The organism is Acinetobacter sp. AB03 (assembly GCF_058107045.1).
Genome location: NZ_JBUEBA010000002.1, coordinates 2002154 through 2023053, shown reverse-complemented (window position 1 = coordinate 2023053; position 20900 = coordinate 2002154). Strand labels below are relative to the sequence as shown.

At 40.7% G+C, this 20900-nt stretch carries 26 protein-coding genes; 10 read left to right on the top strand and 16 right to left on the bottom strand.

What is annotated here, in order from left to right:
* Nucleotides 1-64: 64 nt before the first annotated feature.
* The 3 genes from ACY3FQ_RS10335 to ACY3FQ_RS10325 all read left to right on the top strand — a co-directional run bounded on the left by ACY3FQ_RS10335 (nucleotide 65) and on the right by ACY3FQ_RS10325 (nucleotide 1407).
* Entirely contained in the window at nucleotides 65-193 is a 129-nt protein-coding gene (locus ACY3FQ_RS10335) for a KGW motif small protein (RefSeq protein ID WP_004693854.1), read from the top strand.
* Between the two features lie 124 nt (nucleotides 194-317).
* Entirely contained in the window at nucleotides 318-1088 is a 771-nt protein-coding gene (locus ACY3FQ_RS10330) for an abortive infection family protein (protein WP_201706271.1), read from the top strand.
* Between the two features lie 4 nt (nucleotides 1089-1092).
* On the top strand, nucleotides 1093-1407 hold the full coding sequence (locus tag ACY3FQ_RS10325; protein WP_201706272.1) for a YqfO family protein: 315 nt from the start codon (nucleotides 1093-1095) through the stop codon (nucleotides 1405-1407).
* Nucleotides 1408-1639: 232 nt separating this feature from the next.
* Here the strand turns inward: ACY3FQ_RS10325 and ACY3FQ_RS10320 are convergent, their stop codons facing one another.
* Together ACY3FQ_RS10320 and ACY3FQ_RS10315 are read right to left on the bottom strand one after the other, a co-directional pair.
* Nucleotides 1640-2395 (bottom strand): nitroreductase family protein, encoded by a 756-nt coding sequence (locus ACY3FQ_RS10320; RefSeq protein WP_201706273.1) that lies wholly within the window; start codon nucleotides 2393-2395, stop codon nucleotides 1640-1642.
* A gap of 104 nt (nucleotides 2396-2499) precedes the next feature.
* On the bottom strand, nucleotides 2500-3300 hold the full coding sequence (locus tag ACY3FQ_RS10315; protein WP_201706274.1) for an enoyl-CoA hydratase-related protein: 801 nt from the start codon (nucleotides 3298-3300) through the stop codon (nucleotides 2500-2502).
* 104 nt (nucleotides 3301-3404) lie between these two features.
* Here ACY3FQ_RS10315 and ACY3FQ_RS10310 point away from each other — a divergent pair, with 104 nt between their 5' ends.
* The gene (locus tag ACY3FQ_RS10310) at nucleotides 3405-3974 is read left to right on the top strand and encodes a nicotinate-nicotinamide nucleotide adenylyltransferase (protein ID WP_126036059.1); all 570 of its coding nucleotides are present in this window, start codon (nucleotides 3405-3407) and stop codon (nucleotides 3972-3974) included.
* Between the two features lie 43 nt (nucleotides 3975-4017).
* On the top strand, nucleotides 4018-4614 hold the full coding sequence (locus tag ACY3FQ_RS10305) for a YceI family protein (protein WP_489774018.1): 597 nt from the start codon (nucleotides 4018-4020) through the stop codon (nucleotides 4612-4614).
* A gap of 38 nt (nucleotides 4615-4652) precedes the next feature.
* Here ACY3FQ_RS10305 and ACY3FQ_RS10300 read toward each other — a convergent pair whose 3' ends face one another.
* Nucleotides 4653-5543 (bottom strand): LysR family transcriptional regulator ArgP, encoded by an 891-nt coding sequence (locus ACY3FQ_RS10300; protein ID WP_195728880.1) that lies wholly within the window; start codon nucleotides 5541-5543, stop codon nucleotides 4653-4655.
* 118 nt (nucleotides 5544-5661) lie between these two features.
* Here ACY3FQ_RS10300 and ACY3FQ_RS10295 point away from each other — a divergent pair, with 118 nt between their 5' ends.
* Nucleotides 5662-6261: a LysE/ArgO family amino acid transporter gene (locus tag ACY3FQ_RS10295; RefSeq protein ID WP_114837103.1), complete on the top strand. Its 600-nt coding sequence runs from the start codon at nucleotides 5662-5664 to the stop codon at nucleotides 6259-6261.
* 72 nt (nucleotides 6262-6333) lie between these two features.
* Here the strand turns inward: ACY3FQ_RS10295 and ACY3FQ_RS10290 are convergent, their stop codons facing one another.
* The 6 genes from ACY3FQ_RS10290 to dapD form a co-directional block, all read right to left on the bottom strand.
* The gene (locus ACY3FQ_RS10290) at nucleotides 6334-6792 is read right to left on the bottom strand and encodes a peroxiredoxin (RefSeq protein ID WP_201950887.1); all 459 of its coding nucleotides are present in this window, start codon (nucleotides 6790-6792) and stop codon (nucleotides 6334-6336) included.
* Between the two features lie 9 nt (nucleotides 6793-6801).
* A complete protein-coding gene (locus ACY3FQ_RS10285; RefSeq protein WP_201950888.1) occupies nucleotides 6802-7494 on the bottom strand; it encodes a Dph6-related ATP pyrophosphatase in 693 nt (230 codons plus the stop codon).
* A gap of 72 nt (nucleotides 7495-7566) precedes the next feature.
* Complete coding sequence (locus ACY3FQ_RS10280) at nucleotides 7567-7974, bottom strand: hypothetical protein (RefSeq protein WP_004980581.1); 408 nt, start codon at nucleotides 7972-7974, stop codon at nucleotides 7567-7569.
* 16 nt (nucleotides 7975-7990) lie between these two features.
* Nucleotides 7991-8659, bottom strand: a complete 669-nt coding sequence (queC, locus tag ACY3FQ_RS10275) for a 7-cyano-7-deazaguanine synthase QueC (protein ID WP_005399706.1) — start codon at nucleotides 8657-8659, stop codon at nucleotides 7991-7993.
* A 43-nt stretch (nucleotides 8660-8702) separates the two neighbouring features.
* Entirely contained in the window at nucleotides 8703-9413 is a 711-nt protein-coding gene (gene queE / locus ACY3FQ_RS10270) for a 7-carboxy-7-deazaguanine synthase QueE (protein WP_201950891.1), read from the bottom strand.
* 95 nt (nucleotides 9414-9508) lie between these two features.
* Nucleotides 9509-10330: a 2,3,4,5-tetrahydropyridine-2,6-dicarboxylate N-succinyltransferase gene (gene dapD / locus ACY3FQ_RS10265; RefSeq protein WP_004693827.1), complete on the bottom strand. Its 822-nt coding sequence runs from the start codon at nucleotides 10328-10330 to the stop codon at nucleotides 9509-9511.
* A gap of 302 nt (nucleotides 10331-10632) precedes the next feature.
* Between dapD and carO the strand changes: the two genes are divergently transcribed.
* Nucleotides 10633-11349, top strand: a complete 717-nt coding sequence (gene carO, locus ACY3FQ_RS10260; protein ID WP_201950893.1) for an ornithine uptake porin CarO — start codon at nucleotides 10633-10635, stop codon at nucleotides 11347-11349.
* Nucleotides 11350-11409: 60 nt separating this feature from the next.
* On the opposite strand, the gene ACY3FQ_RS10255 is transcribed toward carO, so the two are convergent.
* The 7 genes from ACY3FQ_RS10255 to ACY3FQ_RS10225 all read right to left on the bottom strand — a co-directional run bounded on the left by ACY3FQ_RS10255 (nucleotide 11410) and on the right by ACY3FQ_RS10225 (nucleotide 18243).
* Nucleotides 11410-12618: an OmpP1/FadL family transporter gene (locus tag ACY3FQ_RS10255; protein WP_262469853.1), complete on the bottom strand. Its 1209-nt coding sequence runs from the start codon at nucleotides 12616-12618 to the stop codon at nucleotides 11410-11412.
* A gap of 119 nt (nucleotides 12619-12737) precedes the next feature.
* Entirely contained in the window at nucleotides 12738-13661 is a 924-nt protein-coding gene (locus tag ACY3FQ_RS10250; protein WP_201950895.1) for a CysB family HTH-type transcriptional regulator, read from the bottom strand.
* A gap of 57 nt (nucleotides 13662-13718) precedes the next feature.
* Nucleotides 13719-14780 carry a sulfate/molybdate ABC transporter ATP-binding protein gene (locus ACY3FQ_RS10245; RefSeq protein ID WP_004693820.1) on the bottom strand — a complete coding sequence of 354 codons (1062 nt, stop codon included), beginning with the start codon at nucleotides 14778-14780 and terminating at the stop codon, nucleotides 13719-13721.
* A gap of 12 nt (nucleotides 14781-14792) precedes the next feature.
* On the bottom strand, nucleotides 14793-15674 hold the full coding sequence (gene cysW / locus ACY3FQ_RS10240) for a sulfate ABC transporter permease subunit CysW (RefSeq protein ID WP_004693818.1): 882 nt from the start codon (nucleotides 15672-15674) through the stop codon (nucleotides 14793-14795).
* Entirely contained in the window at nucleotides 15671-16504 is an 834-nt protein-coding gene (gene cysT, locus ACY3FQ_RS10235) for a sulfate ABC transporter permease subunit CysT (protein ID WP_004693816.1), read from the bottom strand. Before cysT ends, cysW begins: the two co-directional genes overlap by 4 nt.
* Nucleotides 16505-16589: 85 nt before the next feature.
* Nucleotides 16590-17195, bottom strand: coding sequence for an RBBP9/YdeN family alpha/beta hydrolase (locus ACY3FQ_RS10230; RefSeq protein ID WP_201950896.1), 606 nt, complete (start codon nucleotides 17193-17195; stop codon nucleotides 16590-16592).
* Between the two features lie 37 nt (nucleotides 17196-17232).
* The gene (locus tag ACY3FQ_RS10225; RefSeq protein WP_201950898.1) at nucleotides 17233-18243 is read right to left on the bottom strand and encodes a sulfate ABC transporter substrate-binding protein; all 1011 of its coding nucleotides are present in this window, start codon (nucleotides 18241-18243) and stop codon (nucleotides 17233-17235) included.
* Nucleotides 18244-18407: 164 nt separating this feature from the next.
* On the opposite strand from ACY3FQ_RS10225, the gene pabC reads away from it, so the two are divergent.
* The 3 genes from pabC to tmk are packed head-to-tail and all read left to right on the top strand — an operon-like array spanning nucleotide 18408 to nucleotide 20877.
* Nucleotides 18408-19220, top strand: a complete 813-nt coding sequence (pabC, locus tag ACY3FQ_RS10220) for an aminodeoxychorismate lyase (RefSeq protein WP_201950903.1) — start codon at nucleotides 18408-18410, stop codon at nucleotides 19218-19220.
* Between the two features lie 55 nt (nucleotides 19221-19275).
* Nucleotides 19276-20277, top strand: coding sequence for an endolytic transglycosylase MltG (gene mltG / locus ACY3FQ_RS10215; protein WP_373868112.1), 1002 nt, complete (start codon nucleotides 19276-19278; stop codon nucleotides 20275-20277).
* Nucleotides 20278-20877 (top strand): dTMP kinase, encoded by a 600-nt coding sequence (gene tmk / locus ACY3FQ_RS10210; RefSeq protein ID WP_125273085.1) that lies wholly within the window; start codon nucleotides 20278-20280, stop codon nucleotides 20875-20877.
* The last annotated feature ends 23 nt before the right edge of the window (nucleotides 20878-20900 follow it).

Below are 20900 nucleotides of genomic sequence, written 5' to 3'. Positions count from 1 at the left end.
AAAATAGAAGAAAGATGGATCACTAAACAATTTCAGTATCAACACTCATGTATGAGGTGATGACATGATTAAAACAGTTACATACGAAGCAGTCGATAAGTCTGCATTGCGTAAAAAAGGATGGAAGTTGTTTGCTGTGATTTTGAGCTTGCAATTGATCTTTTTGATTTTGGGTTATGCATTGCAGATGTGATTTTTGAAAGTTAAAGAACCAACGAAAGGTGGATTTTTATTGATGATAAGATATTCAAAAATATTTATGGCTTTATTTTTATATACTTATAAAATATTTAAAGTTTGAATATTTAAGACTAAAAATGACAGATTTAATAAAAACAGTTTCATTATTACAAGAGTTAATCATCTCTAGAGTCTTAGACAAATTAGAGCAAGGCTCTGACGAAGCATTTATTCAATTGAGAAATGAGCTGATTAAAATTAATAATCTAAAACCTTATCTTCCAACATTAGTGAAAAATTCTAGATCTTTAGATCAGGCGAATGACTATTTAAAAAATACTTTTAATGGTTATGAGGAATGTAAACAACATATCTATGATGATTTTAATGAATTGTTCGATGTCTTGGAAAGTTTAGATACAACTCCATTAGACCATCTAGTGATGAATAAAATTGAAGGTTTAAGTTCTGATTACATTCATCAAATATGGGGTAAAGCTTTAGAAAGACGAAGTACAGATCCCGAAGGGGCAATTACGTTGTCGAGAACATTATTGGAATCTACTTGTAAGCATATATTGGATGACTTCAATGTTGATTATGGAAATAGTCCTGATATTAATCATTTGTACCGTCTATTAAACAAAAAGTTGAACCTATCTCCATCACAACATACAGAGCAAACTTTTAAGCAGATTTTGGGCGGTTGTAGTTCTATTGTTGAGGGATTAGGTGCATTAAGAAATAAAGTTGGTGATGCACATGGACAAGGGCAGAAGAATTTTAAACCATCTTCGAGACATGCAGAATTAGCAGTGAATTTAGCAGGAACCATGTCGGTGTTTCTTTTCTCAACTTGGGATATAAGAGCCGAGTCCGAAAAATTATCAAATTCTCATAAAGATTAGTTCCATGCTCAAACTTATTTACTATGTTCCAGAATCTCATCTTGAATCTACCAAACTTGCGATTTTTGAAGCAGGGGCAGGTGGTATAGGAAACTATGAACACTGTGCATGGCAAGTTTTGGGTACAGGCCAGTTTAAACCTGTAAAAGACGCAAATCCGTTTATAGGTGAGTTGGATGCTTTGGAGAAAATTCCAGAGTGGCGGGTGGAAACCATTGTTCCAGAGGAAAAAGCCTCTGCTGTGGCAAAGGCTTTAACATTAAGCCATCCCTATGAAGAGCCAGCTTTTGAGTTTATTCAGATGGTCGATGTACTTTAATGATGAACCTAAAAATATATTTTAGACACGCTAACGGCATTCGCAACTGTTTGAGGCAGGACTTAATTTATCAGATAAAGTTTCTGCGACTAAATTGATAAACGACGGAATAGAACGAGTTTTGCGAATGACAATGGTTTTGCCTACTTTTCCCGAAAGAAAAGTAGGCAAAACCGAAGGTTAATCCTGAAATTAAAACTTTAATGAAAGGATTCCATTGAGAAAACTAATATTAAACCTTCTGAATAAATAACTCACGATCAAAACGATACTGCGGGAAAAACACACCATCTTCTGCACGCTCACCTGCACCAATCACCATCACAGGGTATTGCTGATCATTCAGATTTAACAATTTACGCACCAAAGGCTCATCAAAACCTTCCATCATACAACTATCAAAACCGTAGGCACGTAAAGCTAAAACAAGGTTCTCACATGCTAAAGCTGTGGTTTTACTTGCCCAAAGTTTGGCATCGGCTTGATTAAATGCGGTTACAGGCAGTTGTTTGTCTAAACTACGTGCTATTTTGAAAGCCACTTTCTTAAAGTTACCTAATGCATTTAAGTAACCTGTCTTATAGTTATAAGGAATAAACTTGTAATATTTGAGTACACTTGCAGGCGCTTCAGGAAAAGGGAACTCGGTAATATTACGTTTTGCCATTTCATCATTACGGTCTGTACGCGCGACACACACGATCAATTCTGACGCAGTTTTTGCCGCAAGCTGATTTAGGCAAGCTTTGACTAGTTGTTTTTTCTTCGTTGGGTTTTGCACCACATAAAAAGTCCAAGGCTGTAAGTTGGATGAATTTGGTGCAAGCAGTGCCAAATCTAAACAGTCATCAAGCATATCGGCTGGAATGGTCTTATCCGTAAACTTACGCACAGAACGACGACTTTGAATAACTTTTTTAAAATTTTCAACATCAATGTCTTGTGGCGCAGGCTCAAAATAGCGTTTTTTTTCTGTAGTGTTCGACATAAGAAGTATTTCCAGATTGGGTTTTAAAATATGTTGGGACTAAAAGTAAAAAAACCACTGCGTCTTAATAAACGTAGTGGTTTTTTCAGTCAAGTTATGAAGCTTTAATTGAACTGGGAAAAATCAGGTTTACGTTTTTGCATAAATGCAGCTACAGCTTCCATCATTTCGGGTGAACCCACGCGATCCATAAAAATTTCAGCTTCATGATCAATCCAAGCCACAATTTCATTTACATTGTGCTTCATTAACGCTTTAGACTGTACTAAAGAGGCTAAAGGTAAAGCGGACAATTGTGCTGCTTTTTTGGTAGCCGCTACATACACATCATCTTCAATACTGTTCACAAGGTTTGCAGAAACCGCAGTTACACTGTCAAACTTCTGAGCAGTCAGCAGTAATTCTGCTGCTTTATGATAGCCAGCTTGTTCTACCAATAATTTGCTTGAAGCCCCTTCAGGTGATAAACCAAGGCTGACAAATGGAATTTGGAATAGGGCAGTGTTGTCGCTATAAACCAAGTCACAATGTAATAAGATTGTTACTCCAATACCAATCGCCACACCACGTACAGCAGCAATCAACGGTTTAGAAAACTTCGCAGCAGATTTGAGTAAAATAAATGGAGGGCCTTCAGATGCAGGTGCTTGACCTTTTTGTGCAGCAGATTTCATAAAGTCTTGCATATCGTTGCCTGCGGTAAAGTCTGCGTCTTCACCACGTAGAATCACGGCACGAACGCTATTGTCCTGATCTGCTTCATCTAAAGCTTTTGCAATCCATAAATAAAGTTCGCCATACAACGCATTCTTTGCTTCAGGACGGTGAATGGCTAATGTCAGTACGCCATTGTCTAGTTTTGCATTCAAATGTTGATGAGGTTGTTGAATACAGCTCAGTGTCATCGTACTATCCTTGCTAGAAAGTTTGGTTTAATTTTATGGGCTCATTATGTCGCATAATTTTATGATCGACACAACTGACCAGTTCATAAAAAAGTAAAAGATTTATGCCATATACATTTGATTATCTCGTATTCATTGGTCGCTTCCAGCCATTTCACTTGGCACATATGCAAACCATCAAGATTGCTTTAGAGCAAAGTGAAAATGTCATTTTGGCTTTAGGCTCTGCGCAAAATGAACGAAATACGAAAAATCCATTTTTAGCATCTGAACGTGAAGAAATGATTTTATCGAACTTTTCAGAAGCACATCAAAAACGGATTCACTTTGTACATGTAATTGATGTTTATAATGATGTTAAATGGGTGCAATTGGTAAAAAAATTAGTGAATCATGTAGTCACACCTGAGGCGAAGGTTGGACTGATTGGCCATTTTAAAGATGATTCCTCGTATTATTTACAGCTTTTTCCTGAGTGGCAAATGGTTGAGCTCGATAGTCTACAAGACGCGATGTCTGCAACACCTGTTCGTGAGGCTTATTATCGAGGCGATATTTTAGAGCAGGCGTTTCCATTGGGGACCAGTGAGTTTTTACATAAATTCCAACAAAGTGAAATATATAAACAGTTACAACACAAATTTTTAACTCAGGACCTATCCAATTTAGACTAATGTTCTCAGTCGAATAAAAATATTTCGACGAGGATCGAGTTCCATGGATAGAAAACAACAGACGAAACAGATTGCAAGTCATACGGTCATTAAAAATGCTTTGATGATTGCAGGTGTTACATTTGCATTCAGCACTCAAGTGCAAGCCCAGTCATGGACATTGACACCTCAGAGTAATGTAGGTTTTGAAATTAAATCCTTGGGTGTAACTGTTGTAAGAGCTAAGTTTAATCGGGTGCAATCCAGTATGCAGTTTGATGCCAAGGCACCACAGCAGGCTTCAACGAATTTTGTGATAGATGTAAATAGCCTAAGCTTGAGCAAGCCTTCACTGAAAAATATGATTTTGGGTGAAGATTTGTTTTATGCATCTAAGTACAAAAGCGCTAATTTTAAAAGCACCAGTTTTAAAGACTTGGGTGGCGGTCAATATAATATTACCGGAAACTTAACACTTCGCGGCATTACCAAGCCTGTTAGCTTTAGCACCACCTTAAAACCGAGTGCCAATAATGCCAATCTACTGGATGTTCACTCATCAGCCGTGATTAATCGAAGTGACTTTGGCATGAAAAAAGCCATGGGAGGTGTAGGCGAAAAAGTGAATATTCAACTGTCAGGGCAGTGGAAAGTGCAATAGAGGCTCCATGATCTCAAAGACTTATATTCAGGGTTATTTTAGTTCATTGCTGCTTGAGCCTGTTCAATCAAGAGATCTGTCAGCAGATTTAACTGCACCGACTGCTGTTTCCAATGATGCCAATACAAAGGTAAATCAATATTGAGTTGAGCATCTAACTCAACCAATGAGCCATCCTGCAAACGCGGTTTGGCTTGGTAATAGGGCAACCAACCATAGCCGAGTCCCATCGTAACTGCATCAAAAAATGCACTGGAAGACGGAATAAAGTGATGTGGATATTGAGTTGGATTGAGTCCAAACTTTTGTTGGATATACGTGGTGTGGAGTTGATCTTTTGCGTTAAATATCAGTGCAGGAGCTGCACGTAGAGACTCGCGGTTGACACCTTGTTTAAACCATTGCTGTGCAAAAGTAGGCGTGGCAACAAAACGATAGTTCATATCGCCAATGTATTCCGCTACGCAGCCTTTCATGGCTTGTGATTCATCTGTCACGCAGGCATTTACCAAACCGGCTTCAAGTAAGTGATGGGTTTGTGATTGGTCATCAACCTGAAAATGCACCACGATCTTTTTTTCAATTAATGTTGATTGTAGCAAGGGCAACAGCCATGTCGCTAAGGAGTCGGCATTGGTTGCAATGTTGATTTGATAAAAGGCAGAGGTGTTCATATGACCCGTGAGGTTCTGAATGAAACTTTGCTCTAACAGTCGGCTATGTTGCAAATAATGTAGCAGCGATTGACCTGCTTGTGTCGGGCGGCAAGGTCTTTCGCGCACAATTAATAAATGCCCCAAACTTTTTTCTAGGCTTTGTACGCGTAAAGTGACGGCTGAAGCAGTAATGCATAGCTGTTCAGCAGCAAGGTCAAAACTTCCTGTTTCTGCTACAGCTAAAAATGCGTCGCATTGTTTATGATTCAGCATATCGGGACTCACTTTAAACTAAAAATATTTTAGTTATATTGATATTTTCTAAATAATACTTAATTTAACTAAAAATGAAAGATAATCCTGACATCATCAATTAAGTTGAAAAGTCAAAATGTTAAGTACATATGTACAAGGGCTTGCAGTTGGGATGAGCCTTATTATTGCTATTGGGGCTCAAAATGCATTTGTGCTAAAACAGGGGCTTAAAAAGCAGTTTGTTTTTTGGGTATGTTTTGTCTGTGCATTGTCGGATTCTATTCTAATTGTCTTAGGCGTTTCGGGTTTTTCAAAAGTGCTTCAGCACTATCCTGAAATTATTCAGTTTGCCAAATGGGCAGGGGCACTTTTCCTGTTTTGTTATGGATTCCAACATGCACTGCGGGCATTCAAATCACAGCAGGGCTTGGAGGCAAGTCCCATTGAAAAGCATCAACTAGTGAATATTGTTTTGCTGTGTTTGGCGCTGACTTGGCTTAATCCGCATGTGTATTTAGATACGGTTATTTTACTGGGTTCAATTTCAACACAGTTTGAGCAACCTGCGTACTTTGCTCTAGGAGCAGTGTGTGCGTCTTGGTTGTTTTTCTTTGCTTTGGGCTATGGGGCTCGTGTGCTTATCCCTATTTTTGCAAATCCGAAAGCGTGGAATGTGCTAGATGCGATCATTGCTCTGGTGATGTGGGGAATCGCCATTTCACTGCTTGTGAAATAAAAGCGTGTGCAATAAAAACTATAAATTAAAAAATCACAAAAAACAAAGCCCGCATTTGCGGGCTGATGTACATTAAGCTTGTAATGCTTTTAAGTCTTCTAAAACTTGTTCAGCATGTCCCGCAGCTTTTACCTTACGATACTCTTTAACCAGCTTACCGTTATGGAAAATAAAAGTTGAGCGCTCAATACCCATCACTTTTTTACCATACATATTTTTTTCTTTAATCACATCAAAGTGTTTACACAGCACTTCTTCTTTGTCGCTAATTAAATTAATGGTTAAAGCCTGCTTTTCTGTAAAATTCTGGTGCGCTTTAACCGAGTCACGTGAAACACCAATGATCGTGGTTTGTAAGGCATCAAACTGATCTTTTAAACATGAAAAATCAACGGCTTGAGTTGTGCAACCAGGCGTTGAATCTTTCGGGTAAAAATACACAATCAGCCACTCAGTCGGCACTTCAGTTAAGTTCACTTCACCCATTGTGGTTGGAAAGTTCTGATTTGGAAGTTGGATGCTATCAGTCATGTTCTATCCTTAAATGTCGCGTTGTTCTAATTCAAGTGGTAAAAAGGCATAATTCTCATGATACAGAATATCACCTTTAACGACCGAAAGTGGATGTTTGAAAATTGGGCCATCAATCACCGTAGTGTGGAATTCACCCGCTTCGCCGCATGGATCAATGCCTCTTGCAACCAGTTCATCGATATATTCAAGGCTGAGCACTTGACCTAAGTCTTCAACTGTCATGCCTAAGCTTAAGTTGACCGTAACGATGATGCTTTGAAAACTAAGCTGAATAAACTCATGCACAATGTCTAAACGCGGACGTTGCCACAGGGGCATACATAACCTGAGCTCACTTTTATCACACACAGATTGATTCCATTCGGCATGTGCCATTAAATCAATATCACCTGTAACTAAGCTTTCTGCTCCAAGAGCTTGAGCTTTTTGTAACAGTTGAATGAACTGGTTTTCATAGTCTTGCCACGTCGCAGAGGCACTGTAGATGGGAAGTCCAATTGCTTTGGCCTGCGCATGAATAATACCGAGGGACATCCCATGTGAGCGTGACTTCAGACCTTGCTCTTCTAACATGACAATTAATGCAACAGGTTCACCCATTTGCATCGCTTGGTATAAAGCAAGGCTGCTGTCTTTTCCACCACTATATGACGCAACAAATTTGCGATTTTGGGCGCGTGTATTCCATTGGGTGAGCATATTTTCAGGTTCTATCTATTTTGCACATATAAAAAAGCCTGCATAGAGCAGGCTTCATTCACATTCAGTGAATTATTTTTTCGGAGCAGCTTTCATGGCTTCTTCAGTTAAAGATTTTAATTTACCTGTTAACTGTGGACCGAAACATGTTTGTAAGTCGTTATTTTGCTTTTGTACAAAAGCTAAAGTAGACGGGCTTTTCTTTTGGTTGATCGCACTTTGGATTTCCCATTTTTGTGCATTGGTCAACTTACCATCAGCTTCAACTGCACAAGTACAGTATTTGCTTACTTCTGCTGCGCTAAGCTTTTTGCTTTTTGCAGTTTCTTCTTTACAAACATTAATTAATGCCGATTTTACATTGCTGCTTTTATACGCTTCTTGTAATTTGTTCGATTCAGCAGCATTTGAAGCTGTAGCGAACAATGCAGCTGCAGACACCAATGTAGAAAGCAAAATGTTTGATTTTAAATTTTTCATAAACTGTACCTTGTCGTTACGGTATATAACGCGTTGGGTCTGCTACGCCAGCATCTGCAAAACCTTCTTTACGAAGACGGCAGCTGTCGCATTTCCCACAAGCACGTCCTTGGTCATCTGCTTGGTAGCAAGACACCGTTTGACTATAGTCTACGCCATGTTCTATACCTAAGCGAATAATATTTGCTTTGGATAAATGTAACAGAGGTGTTTCAAATTTAAGAGGTTTTCCTTCAACGCCAACCTTGGTTGCAAGGCGAGCCATGTTGGCAAATGCCTCAATAAATTCAGGTCGACAGTCAGGATACCCTGAATAATCAACAGCATTAATACCAATCACAATGGCTTCAGCATCTAAAACTTCTGCTGCTGCTAGGGCATAAGATAAGAAAATCGTGTTACGTGCTGGAACATAAGTTACAGGAATACCGACTTGTTCATGATCTGGAACATCAATGCTATGGTCTGTTAACGCAGAACCGCCCAAATTACCTAAGTCGATATTAATGACACGATGTTCTACGCCTGCTTTTTTTGTCAGTTCGCGTGCGGCATCGAGCTCAGTGGTTGAGCGTTGACCATACATAAAGCTGAGCGCTGTACAGTCATACTGTGCTTGCGCCCATGCTAAACAAGTTGTTGAGTCTAAACCGCCAGATAACAAAACTATGGCACGAGGGCGCATACAAATTTCTCCAAATATAAATTAAAGATGAATAGGCAATGTATTAGCGACCAGTTTCGTCATTCCAAAGCAACTTGTGGAGTTGGAGTTGGAAGCAAACAGGGAGATGGTCTTCTAATATCCATTGCGCTAAGTCACGTGCAAGTTGAGGTAAACGAGCAGCACCTTTCTCAACGGCAAAAGCAGGAGAGAACCATACTGTGCTGACTTTTTCATTGAGTTTATAGTCTTCAACTTGCTGTTTTGACCACTCATAATCCTCACGGTTACAAATTACAAACTTGATTTGGTCGTGCTGGGTTAAATGGTCGAGATTCGAAAGCAAATTTCGTGCAACTTCACCTGAAGTTGGGGTTTTCAAATCTAATACTTTTGAAACACGTAGGTCAACCTTAGACACATCTAAAGCGCCACTGGTTTCCAAAGAGACTGCACAGCCGAGGTCAGCAAGACGTTGCATTAAAGGCAAGGCATTGGGCTGTGCAAGAGGTTCACCACCTGTCACGCAGACATAAGGGGTTTTAAAATCAAGTGTGGTTTGAATAATCTGATCTAAAGATTGGCGTTCGCCACCTTCAAACGAGTAGGTCGTATCGCAGTAAGTACAACGTAGTGGACAACCCGTTAAACGAATAAAAACTGTTGGCAGTCCTGAGGTGTTGGCTTCTCCTTGCAAAGAATAAAAGATCTCCGTGATACGTAGACCCGCAGAAGGATCAGAAACAGGGATAGCAGAAGATCGAAGCGTATTCATAGCAAAATTAAACCACAGGTTAGAAAAACAAAAATCTCTACGGCTAGTCTTAACCGTAGAGATGAGGAACTTTAGTTCCGCACGACAACTAAAAATTATTCGTCGCGTAGTAAGTCGTTCAAGCTCGTTTTAGAACGTGTTTGTGCATCTACTTTTTTCACGATGATTGCAGCATATAGGCTATAAGTACCGCATTTAGAAGGTAAGCTACCTGCAACTACAACAGAACCTGCTGGTACACGGCCGTAGTGAATTTCGCCAGTTGCACGGTCAAAAATCTTAGTCGATTGACCAATGAACACGCCCATAGAAATTACAGAACCTTCTTCTACAATCACGCCTTCTACGATTTCAGAACGTGCACCGATGAAGCAGTTGTCTTCAATAATCGTTGGGTTTGCTTGAAGTGGCTCAAGAACACCACCAATCCCTACACCACCAGATAAGTGAACATTTTTACCAATTTGAGCACATGAACCAACAGTTGCCCATGTGTCAACCATGGTGCCTTCGTCAACATATGCACCAATGTTCACATAAGAAGGCATTAACACCACGTTTTTCGCTTGGAAAGAACCTTTACGGGCAACCGCAGGAGGAACAACACGTACGCCAGCCGCTTTAAACTGTTCTTCAGTCCAACCTGTAAATTTAGTATCTACTTTGTCGTAGAATTGAAGGTCACATGACTCAATTGGTTTGTTGTCATTTAGTTTGAATGATAAAAGTACAGCTTTTTTCACCCATTGATGAACAACCCACTCACCATCAATTTTTTCAGCAACACGTAATGTCCCGTTATCTAAACCAGCAATGACTTCTTCAACTGCTGCACGAACTTCAGCAGGACAGTCCGCTGCTGTAAAATTCGCACGGTCTTCAAACGCTTGTTCAATAATTGTTGAAAGCTGAGACATGATCTTCCTTCCAGAAAAAAAATTTTCCTGATTTTACACTAAATTGTGCAGAGAATAGATGAAAAAACAGCATAGGATCGGAAATAATAATGAATGATTGGAAATACGACTTTTAGGGCTATATGGGTAGAAAAATTAAGTAAAGATTTGTGATTTACAACAACAATAAAATCTAAAATGTATCAAAAAATAACAAAAACAGCCCAAATCTTGAATAAAAAACAGTCCGAGACTGTTCTAAGATGACCTCATCAAAAAATGGTAATTGATGTAAAAATATCTTTGCTTGGAGGAGAAAAAACATGAAATCATTACGTTTAGTTGCAATCGCAGCAGCAATCTCAGCAGTCGCAGGTACAGCTTTTGCTGATGATGCAGTCGTAAAAGATGGTTATGCTTTTGACCAAAATAAATTAATTCCTACTGGTGTTCGTGCTGAAGTTGGTACAACAGGTTATGGCGGCGCTTTGTTGTGGACAGCTAACCCATATGTGGGTTTAGCATTAGGTTACAACGGTGGTGACATTTCGTGGTCGGATGATGTGGAAGTTGACGATGTAAATTACGATGTCGATATGGATAACAATCTGACTTATCTAAATGCAGAAATTCGTCCATGGGGTGCAAGTACTAACAAATGGGCGCAGGCTGCATATATTGCCGCGGGTGTTGGCTATGTTGATCAACAATATGGTCTACAAGCCCGTAATGATGGTGGAACGATCAAAGTTGATGGGAAAGATACAGGTTTAAACCAATTAAGCTATGATCTTGACTATAGCAATAATATCTCACCATATTTAGGTATTGGTTATTCACCTCGAATTAACCAAAACTGGGGTGTCTTTGGTGAAGTCGGTGCATACTATACAGGCAACCCAACAGTATCGAACGTAAAATATCAAGGTGGTGACAATGTTGATGCAGCTTTAGTGGCAGAGCACATCAATGAAGTACGTAACGATGATAAATACGAGTGGATGCCAGTTGCTAAACTGGGTGTAAGTTACCACTGGTAATTAACATAAAAAAAACGAGCTGCGGCTCGTTTTTTTTGTGTCTGATTTTAGCTAAAGCCTTTAAAAATGATGAGCAAATTTGAGTCCAAAGATCCATGCATCATTATCATTCAGCGCTGAAAGTCCTGTAATGTTTGCCAGTGGATTTGAGTCGGAAGATGTTTTGGACTTCTTAAAATGCAAATAATATAGACCAGCCGCAATATCAAACTGAGTGTTATATGTGTACATGCTGCCTAGCCCAATACCTTGGTACCCATCACTTGGGTTAAGGGTAGATGCAGGATTATTAATCCCAGAGTCCCAGAGTAGTTCCATAGTACTCAGCCACTTTTTGTTCCATACGTGTGCTAAGCCGAGTTTTGCAGACCATTGATCTTCATTGTACTGAATAAGTTTGACGTCTGTGGCTTCAGGGTAAAATATCGCAACATAATCGATCACAGCTTTAAATTTGGGTGGTTGAATGACAAAGTCTTGCCAATTTACCCAGCGTATTGTCCCGTACAAGATATTTTGATTGGGAAGTCCTGTCATGAAATCAAGATTTACCGATTGTGGTGTTTTCACTTCCATCACATTGGGTGTATCTATGCCGACTTCGATAGACTCTGTTGTAGTAATTTCATGTTTAATCGCTGAGCGATAAGTCAACGATGTTCTAAAATAATATTCAGGGATTTGATAACTAATACCTGCTAACCAGCCCAAGCTTTCATCTTGTTTAAACTCGGCATCATAGCCATCAAACACAGAGTAGGCCTGACCTTTCGCTTTTAAAGAGCCTGCAAAGCTTTGATAGCTGAAACCACCATAGATTTCCCATTGTGGGTTGAATTGGTAGCCTAAAAGCGAGCTGAGATTATGACTTTCAAAGTCGATATCGGCAGATTCAACCTCATAACTTTCACCGTAAATCTTTGGGCGATAGCGATAATCGATGTCTACAGCAAAAGGCTGGTCATAAATGACAGCAAATTTAAACTGAGGATTAAGTTGTAGTTTGAGTGCAGCTCCCAGCATTACTTGTTCATTGCTTAAATTGCCTGTTGAAAAGTCAGTGATGCCAAACTGTTGCAGTGTCTCGATCTGTTGAACTTGGCCAGAAACATCTGGGTCAATATAAGCCAGAGAAATTTCTGCATAATTTCCATGTTCAAAAAAGGGTTGTATCGTTTGGCCTGAACGTTCAAAAGCAGCAGCAAAGCATGATCCCGACGAATATAAACATAAACAAAGTAATGGAGAGCCCAACAGATTTATATTCACTGTCATTGCTCATTAATATTTTTATCAATTGATCAAATCATACACCATATCCATTTAAAGTATATGGATTTAGAAATAAAAAAAGAGACTCTGAGGTCTCTTTTTAGAATAAAAGCGTTTTAGTCTTCTGGATAAGCTACTCTTTTGAGCGCTTTAATATCTGCATCTGGCGAGCACAACGAGATAAATTCATAACCATAACCACGCAGGAGGTGGCCTTTACGCACTGCAATCCATGTGGTATTGAGACCAAAAATATCAGTTGGAATTTGTTTTAAACGGTAGTCACGCTCAACGTCATAGGCCACATTATTGACAATACCAACACCCATATTAAGCTCAACATAGGTTTTAATCACATCGGCATCTAAAGCAGACATTACGATGTCGACATCTACACCTGCATCTTCAAAAGCTTTGTCAATTTTTGAACGGCCTGTGAAACCGCCGTGATAGGTAATCAGTGGATATTCCGCCAAGTCTGCAATACTAATATTTTGTTTGCTTGCCAGTGGGTGATTTTGCGGGGTAATAATACTGTGCTGCCAATTATAGAACGGCACGCTAGCCAGATTGTCCTCAGTGGTGAGTGACTCAGTTGCAATACCAATATCAGCTTCACCTTGTAGAAGCATTTCGGTAATTTCAATAGGGCTGGCTTGCTGCAAAATAAGATGAACCTTTGGAAACTCTTTTTTGAATTGATTAACAATCGGCGGTAGCACATAACGCGCTTGCGTATGTGTAGTTGCAATCGTCAAAGTGCCTTCATCGACACGGTTAAAATCATCTGCAAGACGTTTAATATTGTCTGCGTCGACCAACATGCGTTCAACAATGCCCAGTAGTGCTTGACCTGGTTCAGTTAAACCCAGTAAGCGTTTCCCTTTACGAATAAAAAGCTGTACGCCTAATTCATCTTCTAGGTCTTTGATGTGCTTACTGACGCCTGACTGAGAGGTATATAGTGCAGCAGAGGCTTCGGTGAGGTTGAAGTTTTGTCTCACCGTTTCTCGAATAATTCTGAGTTGTTGAAAGTTCATAGTTTTGGATCTCTTTTATGATGAATGAGGCATTCAACATGCCCCATTCAATTGGTCTTAAGCCGCAGGTTTTGCAAATAAATGCAAGTTTGATGGGCTTAACCATACCGTTTGATTAGGTCTAAATTGGTGTAATTTTGCTTCTTCAGAAGTCAGTGAGATTTCAATCAGTTTGCCTTGGCGATCATGGAGCTCTGCAACCACTTTGCCCGCGATCCATAATTCTCGAACGAACGTTGCTTGGATGGCATTGTCTTGCGGCTGTGCATGGATCCTTAATTCATCTGGACGGGCAAAGGCAATCACGTCGCCCGAAGGTGCATTACGTAAAGAATCTAATTGAATACGGTCTTCACCAATTTGGATCGTCCCTGCGTTATTTTGGCCTTCGAAACGGTTCGCTTGACCTAAGAAGTCAAACACAAATGGCGTTGCTGGCTTTTCATAAACCTCGCGGGGTGATCCAATTTGCTCAACATTCCCTTTATTCATCACAATGATTTGATCCGCGACTTCTAAAGCTTCTTCTTGGTCATGCGTTACAAAGATAGAGGTGATATGAAGTTCATCATGCAAAGTACGTAACCAACGACGGAGCTCTTTACGTACTTTTGCATCCAAAGCACCAAAAGGTTCATCTAGTAACAGTACGCGTGGTTCAACTGCCAAAGCACGTGCCAGTGCAATACGTTGACGTTGACCGCCAGAAAGTTGAGCTGGGTAACGATCTGCCAAGAACCCCAATTGGACTAAGTCCAGTAAACGCGTGACACGTTTTTTAATCTCAGCTTCAGATGGGCGTGTTGCACGTGGGCGAACGCGGAGACCAAAGGCGATATTGTCAAATACGGTCATATGGCGAAACAAGGCATAGTGCTGAAATACAAAGCCAACTTCACGTTCACGTACGTGTACATTGGTTGCATCTTCACCTTCCAAGATGACTTGACCGCCATCTGCGGACTCAAGTCCCGCAATAATACGAAGCAGAGTGGTTTTACCACAGCCTGATGGGCCGAGTAATGCAACCAATTGACCATCAGGAAAATCGAGAGAAATGTTATTCAGCGCATGGAACGCACCAAAGTGTTTTTCAATATTTTTAACTTGAATACTCATGAGGTCATTCCTTTAAACTGTTGAATCGTTATGTTTGTTTTGCTTTTCTTGGCGAATCTCAACCCATGTTTTTAAAACTAGAGTCACAATCGCTAAAAGCGCCAAGAGGGAAGACACAGCAAAAGCCGCACTGAAGGTATATTCGTTATAGAGAATTTCGACATGTAAAGGCAAAGTATTGGTTTCACCACGAATATGACCTGAAACGACCGATACCGCACCAAATTCACCCATTGCACGTGCATTACACAGAATGACTCCGTAAATTAAACCCCATTTGATGTTGGGTAGGGTTACTTTCCAGAAGGTTTGCCAGCCTGATGCACCCAGTACAATAGCAGCTTCTTCTTCTTCCGTACCTTGAGCTTCCATGAGCGGAATAAGTTCACGTGCAACAAAAGGAACGGTGATAAAGATCGTTGCTAATACAATGGCAGGAACGGCATACAGAATTTTAATGTCGTTATCCATGAGCCAACTACCAAACCAACCTTGCGTACCAAAAATCAGTACCAGCATTAAGCCCGCGATAACAGGGGATACTGAAAATGGCATATCAATAATTGTGGTTAAGATGGATTTACCACGGAAGTTAAATTTGGCCACACACCAAGCTGCTGCAACACCAAATACCACATTTAGTGGAACTGCAATCACCGCGGTTAATAAAGTGAGTTTGACTGCGGAGAGCGTGTCTGGATGAACCAAGGCTTGTGCATAGACACCGACCCCTTGTTTAAAGGCCTCAACGAACACCAAAATCAGCGGTAAGATCAAACAGCTCAAAAAGAACAGCAGAGCAATCGTAATCAGGGTGTAGCGAACCCAAGTTGGCTCACGTGTTGCATCACGCGATTGTAGCTTTTCAGCAAGCGCATTACTGTTGATATTCATCGTGCTGTTCTCCCTGTACGACGGCTTGCCCATGCTTGTAACAAGTTAATCAGGAATAAAATGGCAAAAGACAGTACCAACATGACGACTGCAATCGTGGTTGCACCTGCATAGTCATATTCTTCTAGGCGCGAAATAATCATGAGCGGTGCAATTTCTGTTTTAAACGGTTGGTTCCCGGCAATAAAGATCACTGAACCGTATTCACCGACGCCGCGTGCAAAGGCAAGTGCGAAACCGGTGATGAGTGCTGGAAATAAAATCGGTAAAATCACTTTGGTCACAATCTGTAAACGGTTGGCACCTAATGCTGATGCTGCTTCTTCTAACTCTGTTTCCAAGTCACTGAGAACAGGTTGCACAGTCCGCACCACAAAAGGAATACCAATAAAAATCAGTGCCAATGTAATACCAATTGGGGTATAGGCCACTTGAATCCCTAAAGGCTCAAGATACTGACCGATCCAACCTGTAGGCGCATAAAGCGAGGTGAGTGCAATACCTGCAACCGCGGTGGGTAAGGCAAACGGCAAGTCGACCAAGGCATCTACAATGCGTTTACCCGGAAAACGATAACGAACCAGACACCACGCTAGAAGGAGACCAAAAACCACATTAATAAACGCGGCGATCAGGGCTGTACTAAAACTGAGCTGCAAAGATTTTAAAATACGTTCTGAACTTAAAATTTCCCATAAACCATCCCAACCAATGCCTAAAGATTTAATAAAAACAGCGGACAACGGAATGAGAACGATTAATGACAAATATGCTAGGGTAAAGCCTAGAGAAAGACCAAATCCTGGCAGCACTCGGGATCGCTGCGACATGATTACTCCTCAAAGAGAGAAAGCTGACCTAAAAAGAGTCAGCTCAAATAAAACTGAATTTCGGCACAAGTATCATTTACAGTGTTTAAATTGCAAATTTAAATAAATACTTGCTTTCATTGTAAAAACTAATGTTTTTTAGCACATTTTCTGAAATCAAAAAATCATAAATTTCAGGAAATGGCCCAAAACCTGACGCAACATTAATATGTCCAACTTGGCCCAAGTTCTTAGGCCTAATTTTCCATGCTTTTGCCAGTTGCAGCGCATCTTGAAAATTGAGCCAAGGATCATTTTCACTGATGATCATTTGGGTAGGAACTTGTAGCTTGAGTTGGTGGAAATACTGTTGATAGTCGTTTTGGCTCTCACGAGCAAAACCAGCATCACCAAAGCGAGCAGGGTTGGCCGGTGCAACCAGAACTAAATTTTTGATGTTTTGATTTAGTTCAGGATGCTGTGCTAAAGCAGCGACTGTCGTTAAACAGCCAAAGCTATGCGCCACAATTTGAATCGGTTCCTGAATGGATTGAACTGTTTTGAAAAATTGCTCAATCCACTCATGGAGTACGGGTTTATTCCAATCCTGCTGCTGGACACGAGAGCATGACTTGAGCTGACGTTGTAACCACGATTGCCAGTGGTCATGTTCACTTCCACCCACGCCCGGTACAATTACAGTATGAATCATGTCGATGCTCCCTTACAGCTATTTACTGGACTCGGTTTTATTTCGTCGTATTGGCTTTCACAATTTGGTCAAATACACCACCATTTTCAAAGTGCTGTTTTTGTACCTTGGTCCAACCGCCAAATTCTTTATCAATGGTCACCAACTTCAACGGTTTGAAAGTGGTTGCATATTTTTTCAGGACGCTTGCATTACGTGGGCGATAGAAGTTTTTCGCCGCAATTTCCTGTCCAGCAGGTGAATACAAATAGTTGAGATATGCTTTTGCCAGATTCAGATTGCCGTCTTTTTCCGCATTTTTTTCAACAATGGCAACGGGTGGTTCTGCCAAAATAGATAGCGAAGGCGTCACGATTTCAAACTTACCCGGTTGTTCACGAATCGCTAAATGTGCTTCGTTTTCCCATGCTAATAGAACATCACCGATACCGCGTTCAGCAAAGGTTGTGGTTGCCCCACGTGCACCTGAATCTAAAACTTTGGTATTTTTATAAATTTTACGCACGAATTCTTGTGCTTTTGCATCGTTACCCGCAGGTTGATGTTTCGCCCAAGCCCAAGCTGCTAAGTAGTTCCAGCGTGCACCACCTGAGGTTTTTGGATTTGGTGTAATAATGCCAACACCCGGCTTAACAAGGTCGCCCCAGTCTTTAATGCCTTGTGGGTTACCTTTACGGACGAGGAACACGATAGTTGAAGTATATGGTGTCGAGTTATTGGGTAATTTCTTTTGCCAGTTGGGCGGTAAAAGTTTTGCTTTTTCAGCAATCACATCGATATCTGCTGCAAGAGCAAGTGTCACAACATCTGCACCTAAACCATCAATTACCGAACGGGCTTGTTTACCCGAGCCGCCGTGAGACTGTTTGAAGTTAATGTCTTGTCCTGTGCGTTGTTTCCAATAAGCGCCAAACTGTTTGTTGACATCTTCATACAGTTCGCGTGTTGGATCATACGACACGTTAAGGAAATCTTTTGCTGCAACACCAAAAGATGTGACTGAAACTAGCGCTGCTAGTACCCCAATTTTTAACTTAGATAAGCTCATGTGAGACCTCAAATTTTAAACGTTCTTAAACATGAGGCAAGAATACTGTGAGTCTTATTGCAAAAAAAATAATAAAAAATGAATTTTATATGAATAAAAAAGAAAAAGAGTTCAGCCTAGAATTCATTAAACTAAAGCAGAAGATTGTTTCAGGGTAGATTGGCATGCATTGCTATAAAAATGCACAAGAAATCAAACAAATAGAATTATTAGATCGTGCATTTCACTATGGAGATGGTTGTTTTAGTACAGCGCGTATCCGTGAGGGTGTGATTGAGCTAGAGTCTCTACACATAGCACGCTTGAAATTGGCCTGTGAAAGACTGTTGTTGTCAGCAGATTTAGCCTTTATTCAGCGCAGCATCGTACAATTAAAACAAACCTATGCACACTTAAACGGAACGCTGAAAATTATTATTAGTCGGGGTGAAGGGCAGCGCGGTTATAGTTTGCCAGCACATCCTGCTGACGTTTGGGTATTTTTCTATCCGCAAGCATCAGAGGTTTTGACATACAGCGAAATTGATTCAGGGGTACTGCAACATGCGATGGGGTTAAGTATGCCGCAAATGGTGGGTGTGAAAAGCTTAAACCGTTTAGAACAAGTTTTACTTAAGCATGAGGCAGAACAACACGGTTGGTTGGAAGCTTTGGTCACAGATGTGCAAGGTTCTGTCGTTGAAGGTGTGAGTAGTAATTGTTTCATTCTGCTAAATGATCGATGGATTAGTCCCGAACTTCGTTATAATGGCGTACATGGTGTCATGCGTGCCGAAATATTGGCACGGATGCAGCAACAAGGAATGAGCTGTGAGCTGAGAATGATTGATATGGAAGAAATTCCACGCTTTCAAAGTTTATTTTTCTGCAATGCCTTGAGTCCTATGAAAATAGCCAAAAGTTTGAATCATCAGCACTTAGATGTTCAGCCGTGTATAGATTTGTTCCATCGTCTTCAACTTAATCAGATGCAGTAGTATGTCCGCAGCCAAAACCAAATCGAAAAAGAAAACGCAACCACCCCAACGAAAAATGAAAGGGTTGTTATTGATTGCTGTGAGCATCATTGTTTTATTGATGATTGTACTGTGGTCGAGTTTATTTAAATCTTATCCTGTTGAGGGTAAAAAGCAGTTATTGGCAATTAACTCTGGTGATACCTATTCCGGTTTTATTGACCGCTTAGCCAAAGAAGACATGGCTAGTTTTCCTATTATTTTAAAGCTTTACCAAAAAATATTTATTCATGACACGTTGAAAGCCGGTGTTTATGAAGTGCGTGAAGGTATGAGTATTCGCCAAGTTTTGGATATGATTTCCAATGTCGATAATGCCGAGATGAATCGTATATTGGTGATTGAGGGGACGACCTTTAAACAGTTGATCGAGGCGTTGAAGAAGGATGCATTGGTTAAAAAGGAAGTCTCCAGTTTATCCATGGATCAGCTTTTAAAAGCCTTAGATATTCCGTATACGCATGCTGAAGGGCTTTTTGCCCCCGATACTTACTTCTTCGCCAAAGGGGAGTCAGACAAAAAAATCTTAACGGATTTATACAAACGCCAAATGAAAGCTTTAGATGAAGCGTGGGCAAACCGTGCGGCGAATTTGCCGTATAAAGACAAATACGAAGCCCTGATCATGGCCTCTATTATTGAAAAAGAAACCAATGTTGACCGTGAACTGGAGCAAGTTTCGGGTGTGTTTGCGCGTCGTCTTCAACTCGGCATGCGTTTGCAAACGGACCCAACGGTGATTTATGGCATGGGCGATAAATATACAGGCAATATTACCCGCCAAGACTTGCGTACTCCAACAGCCTATAATACTTATACCATCAATGGTTTACCTCCTACGCCAATTGCTTTACCAAGTAAAAAAGCCATTGAAGCTACCATGCACCCAGATAACAGCAAAAACATCTACTTTGTTGCAACGGGCAATGGTGGACACACATTTAGTGAGACTTTAGAGCAGCACAACCAAGCTGTAAAAGAATATCTCAGCGTTTTAAAAACCAAGAAGGATGAATAGATGTTTATTAGTTTTGAGGGCACAGAAGGTGTCGGTAAAACCACACTGATTCGCAAAATTTATGAGCATCTAGAACAACAAGGTCAGCAGGTTGTTTTAACGCGTGAGCCTGGTGGTACACCGATGGCTGAGCAAATTCGTTCGCTATTATTGTCAGTCAATCATGAAGAGTCGATGTCGAACGATACTGAACTGCTGCTGATGTACGCGGCTCGTGCACAGCACTTACAACAAGTGATCATGCCTGCTTTAACGGAACATAAAACCGTATTGTGTGACCGTTTTACCGATGCCAGCTTTGCTTACCAATGCGCAGGACGTGGTTTAAGCCAGTCGAAGCTGCAACTGCTGAATGATCACTTTGTCAGCCATATGCCGAATATTACATTTTGGCTTGATGCTCCGATTGAGACAGGCATGTCTCGTGCGCGGGAAAGGGGAGCTTTGGACCGTTTTGAACAAGAAAAAGTCACGTTCTTTGAAAAAGTCAGAGCAGGTTATCAGCAGTTATGGGAACAATATCCTGAGCGGGTCAAACGCTTGGATGCGACCCAGTCACCAGAGCAGGTTTTTGCACAAGCGCTGCAATATTTAAACTAAAAATATGCCTGAAATGTTATTTC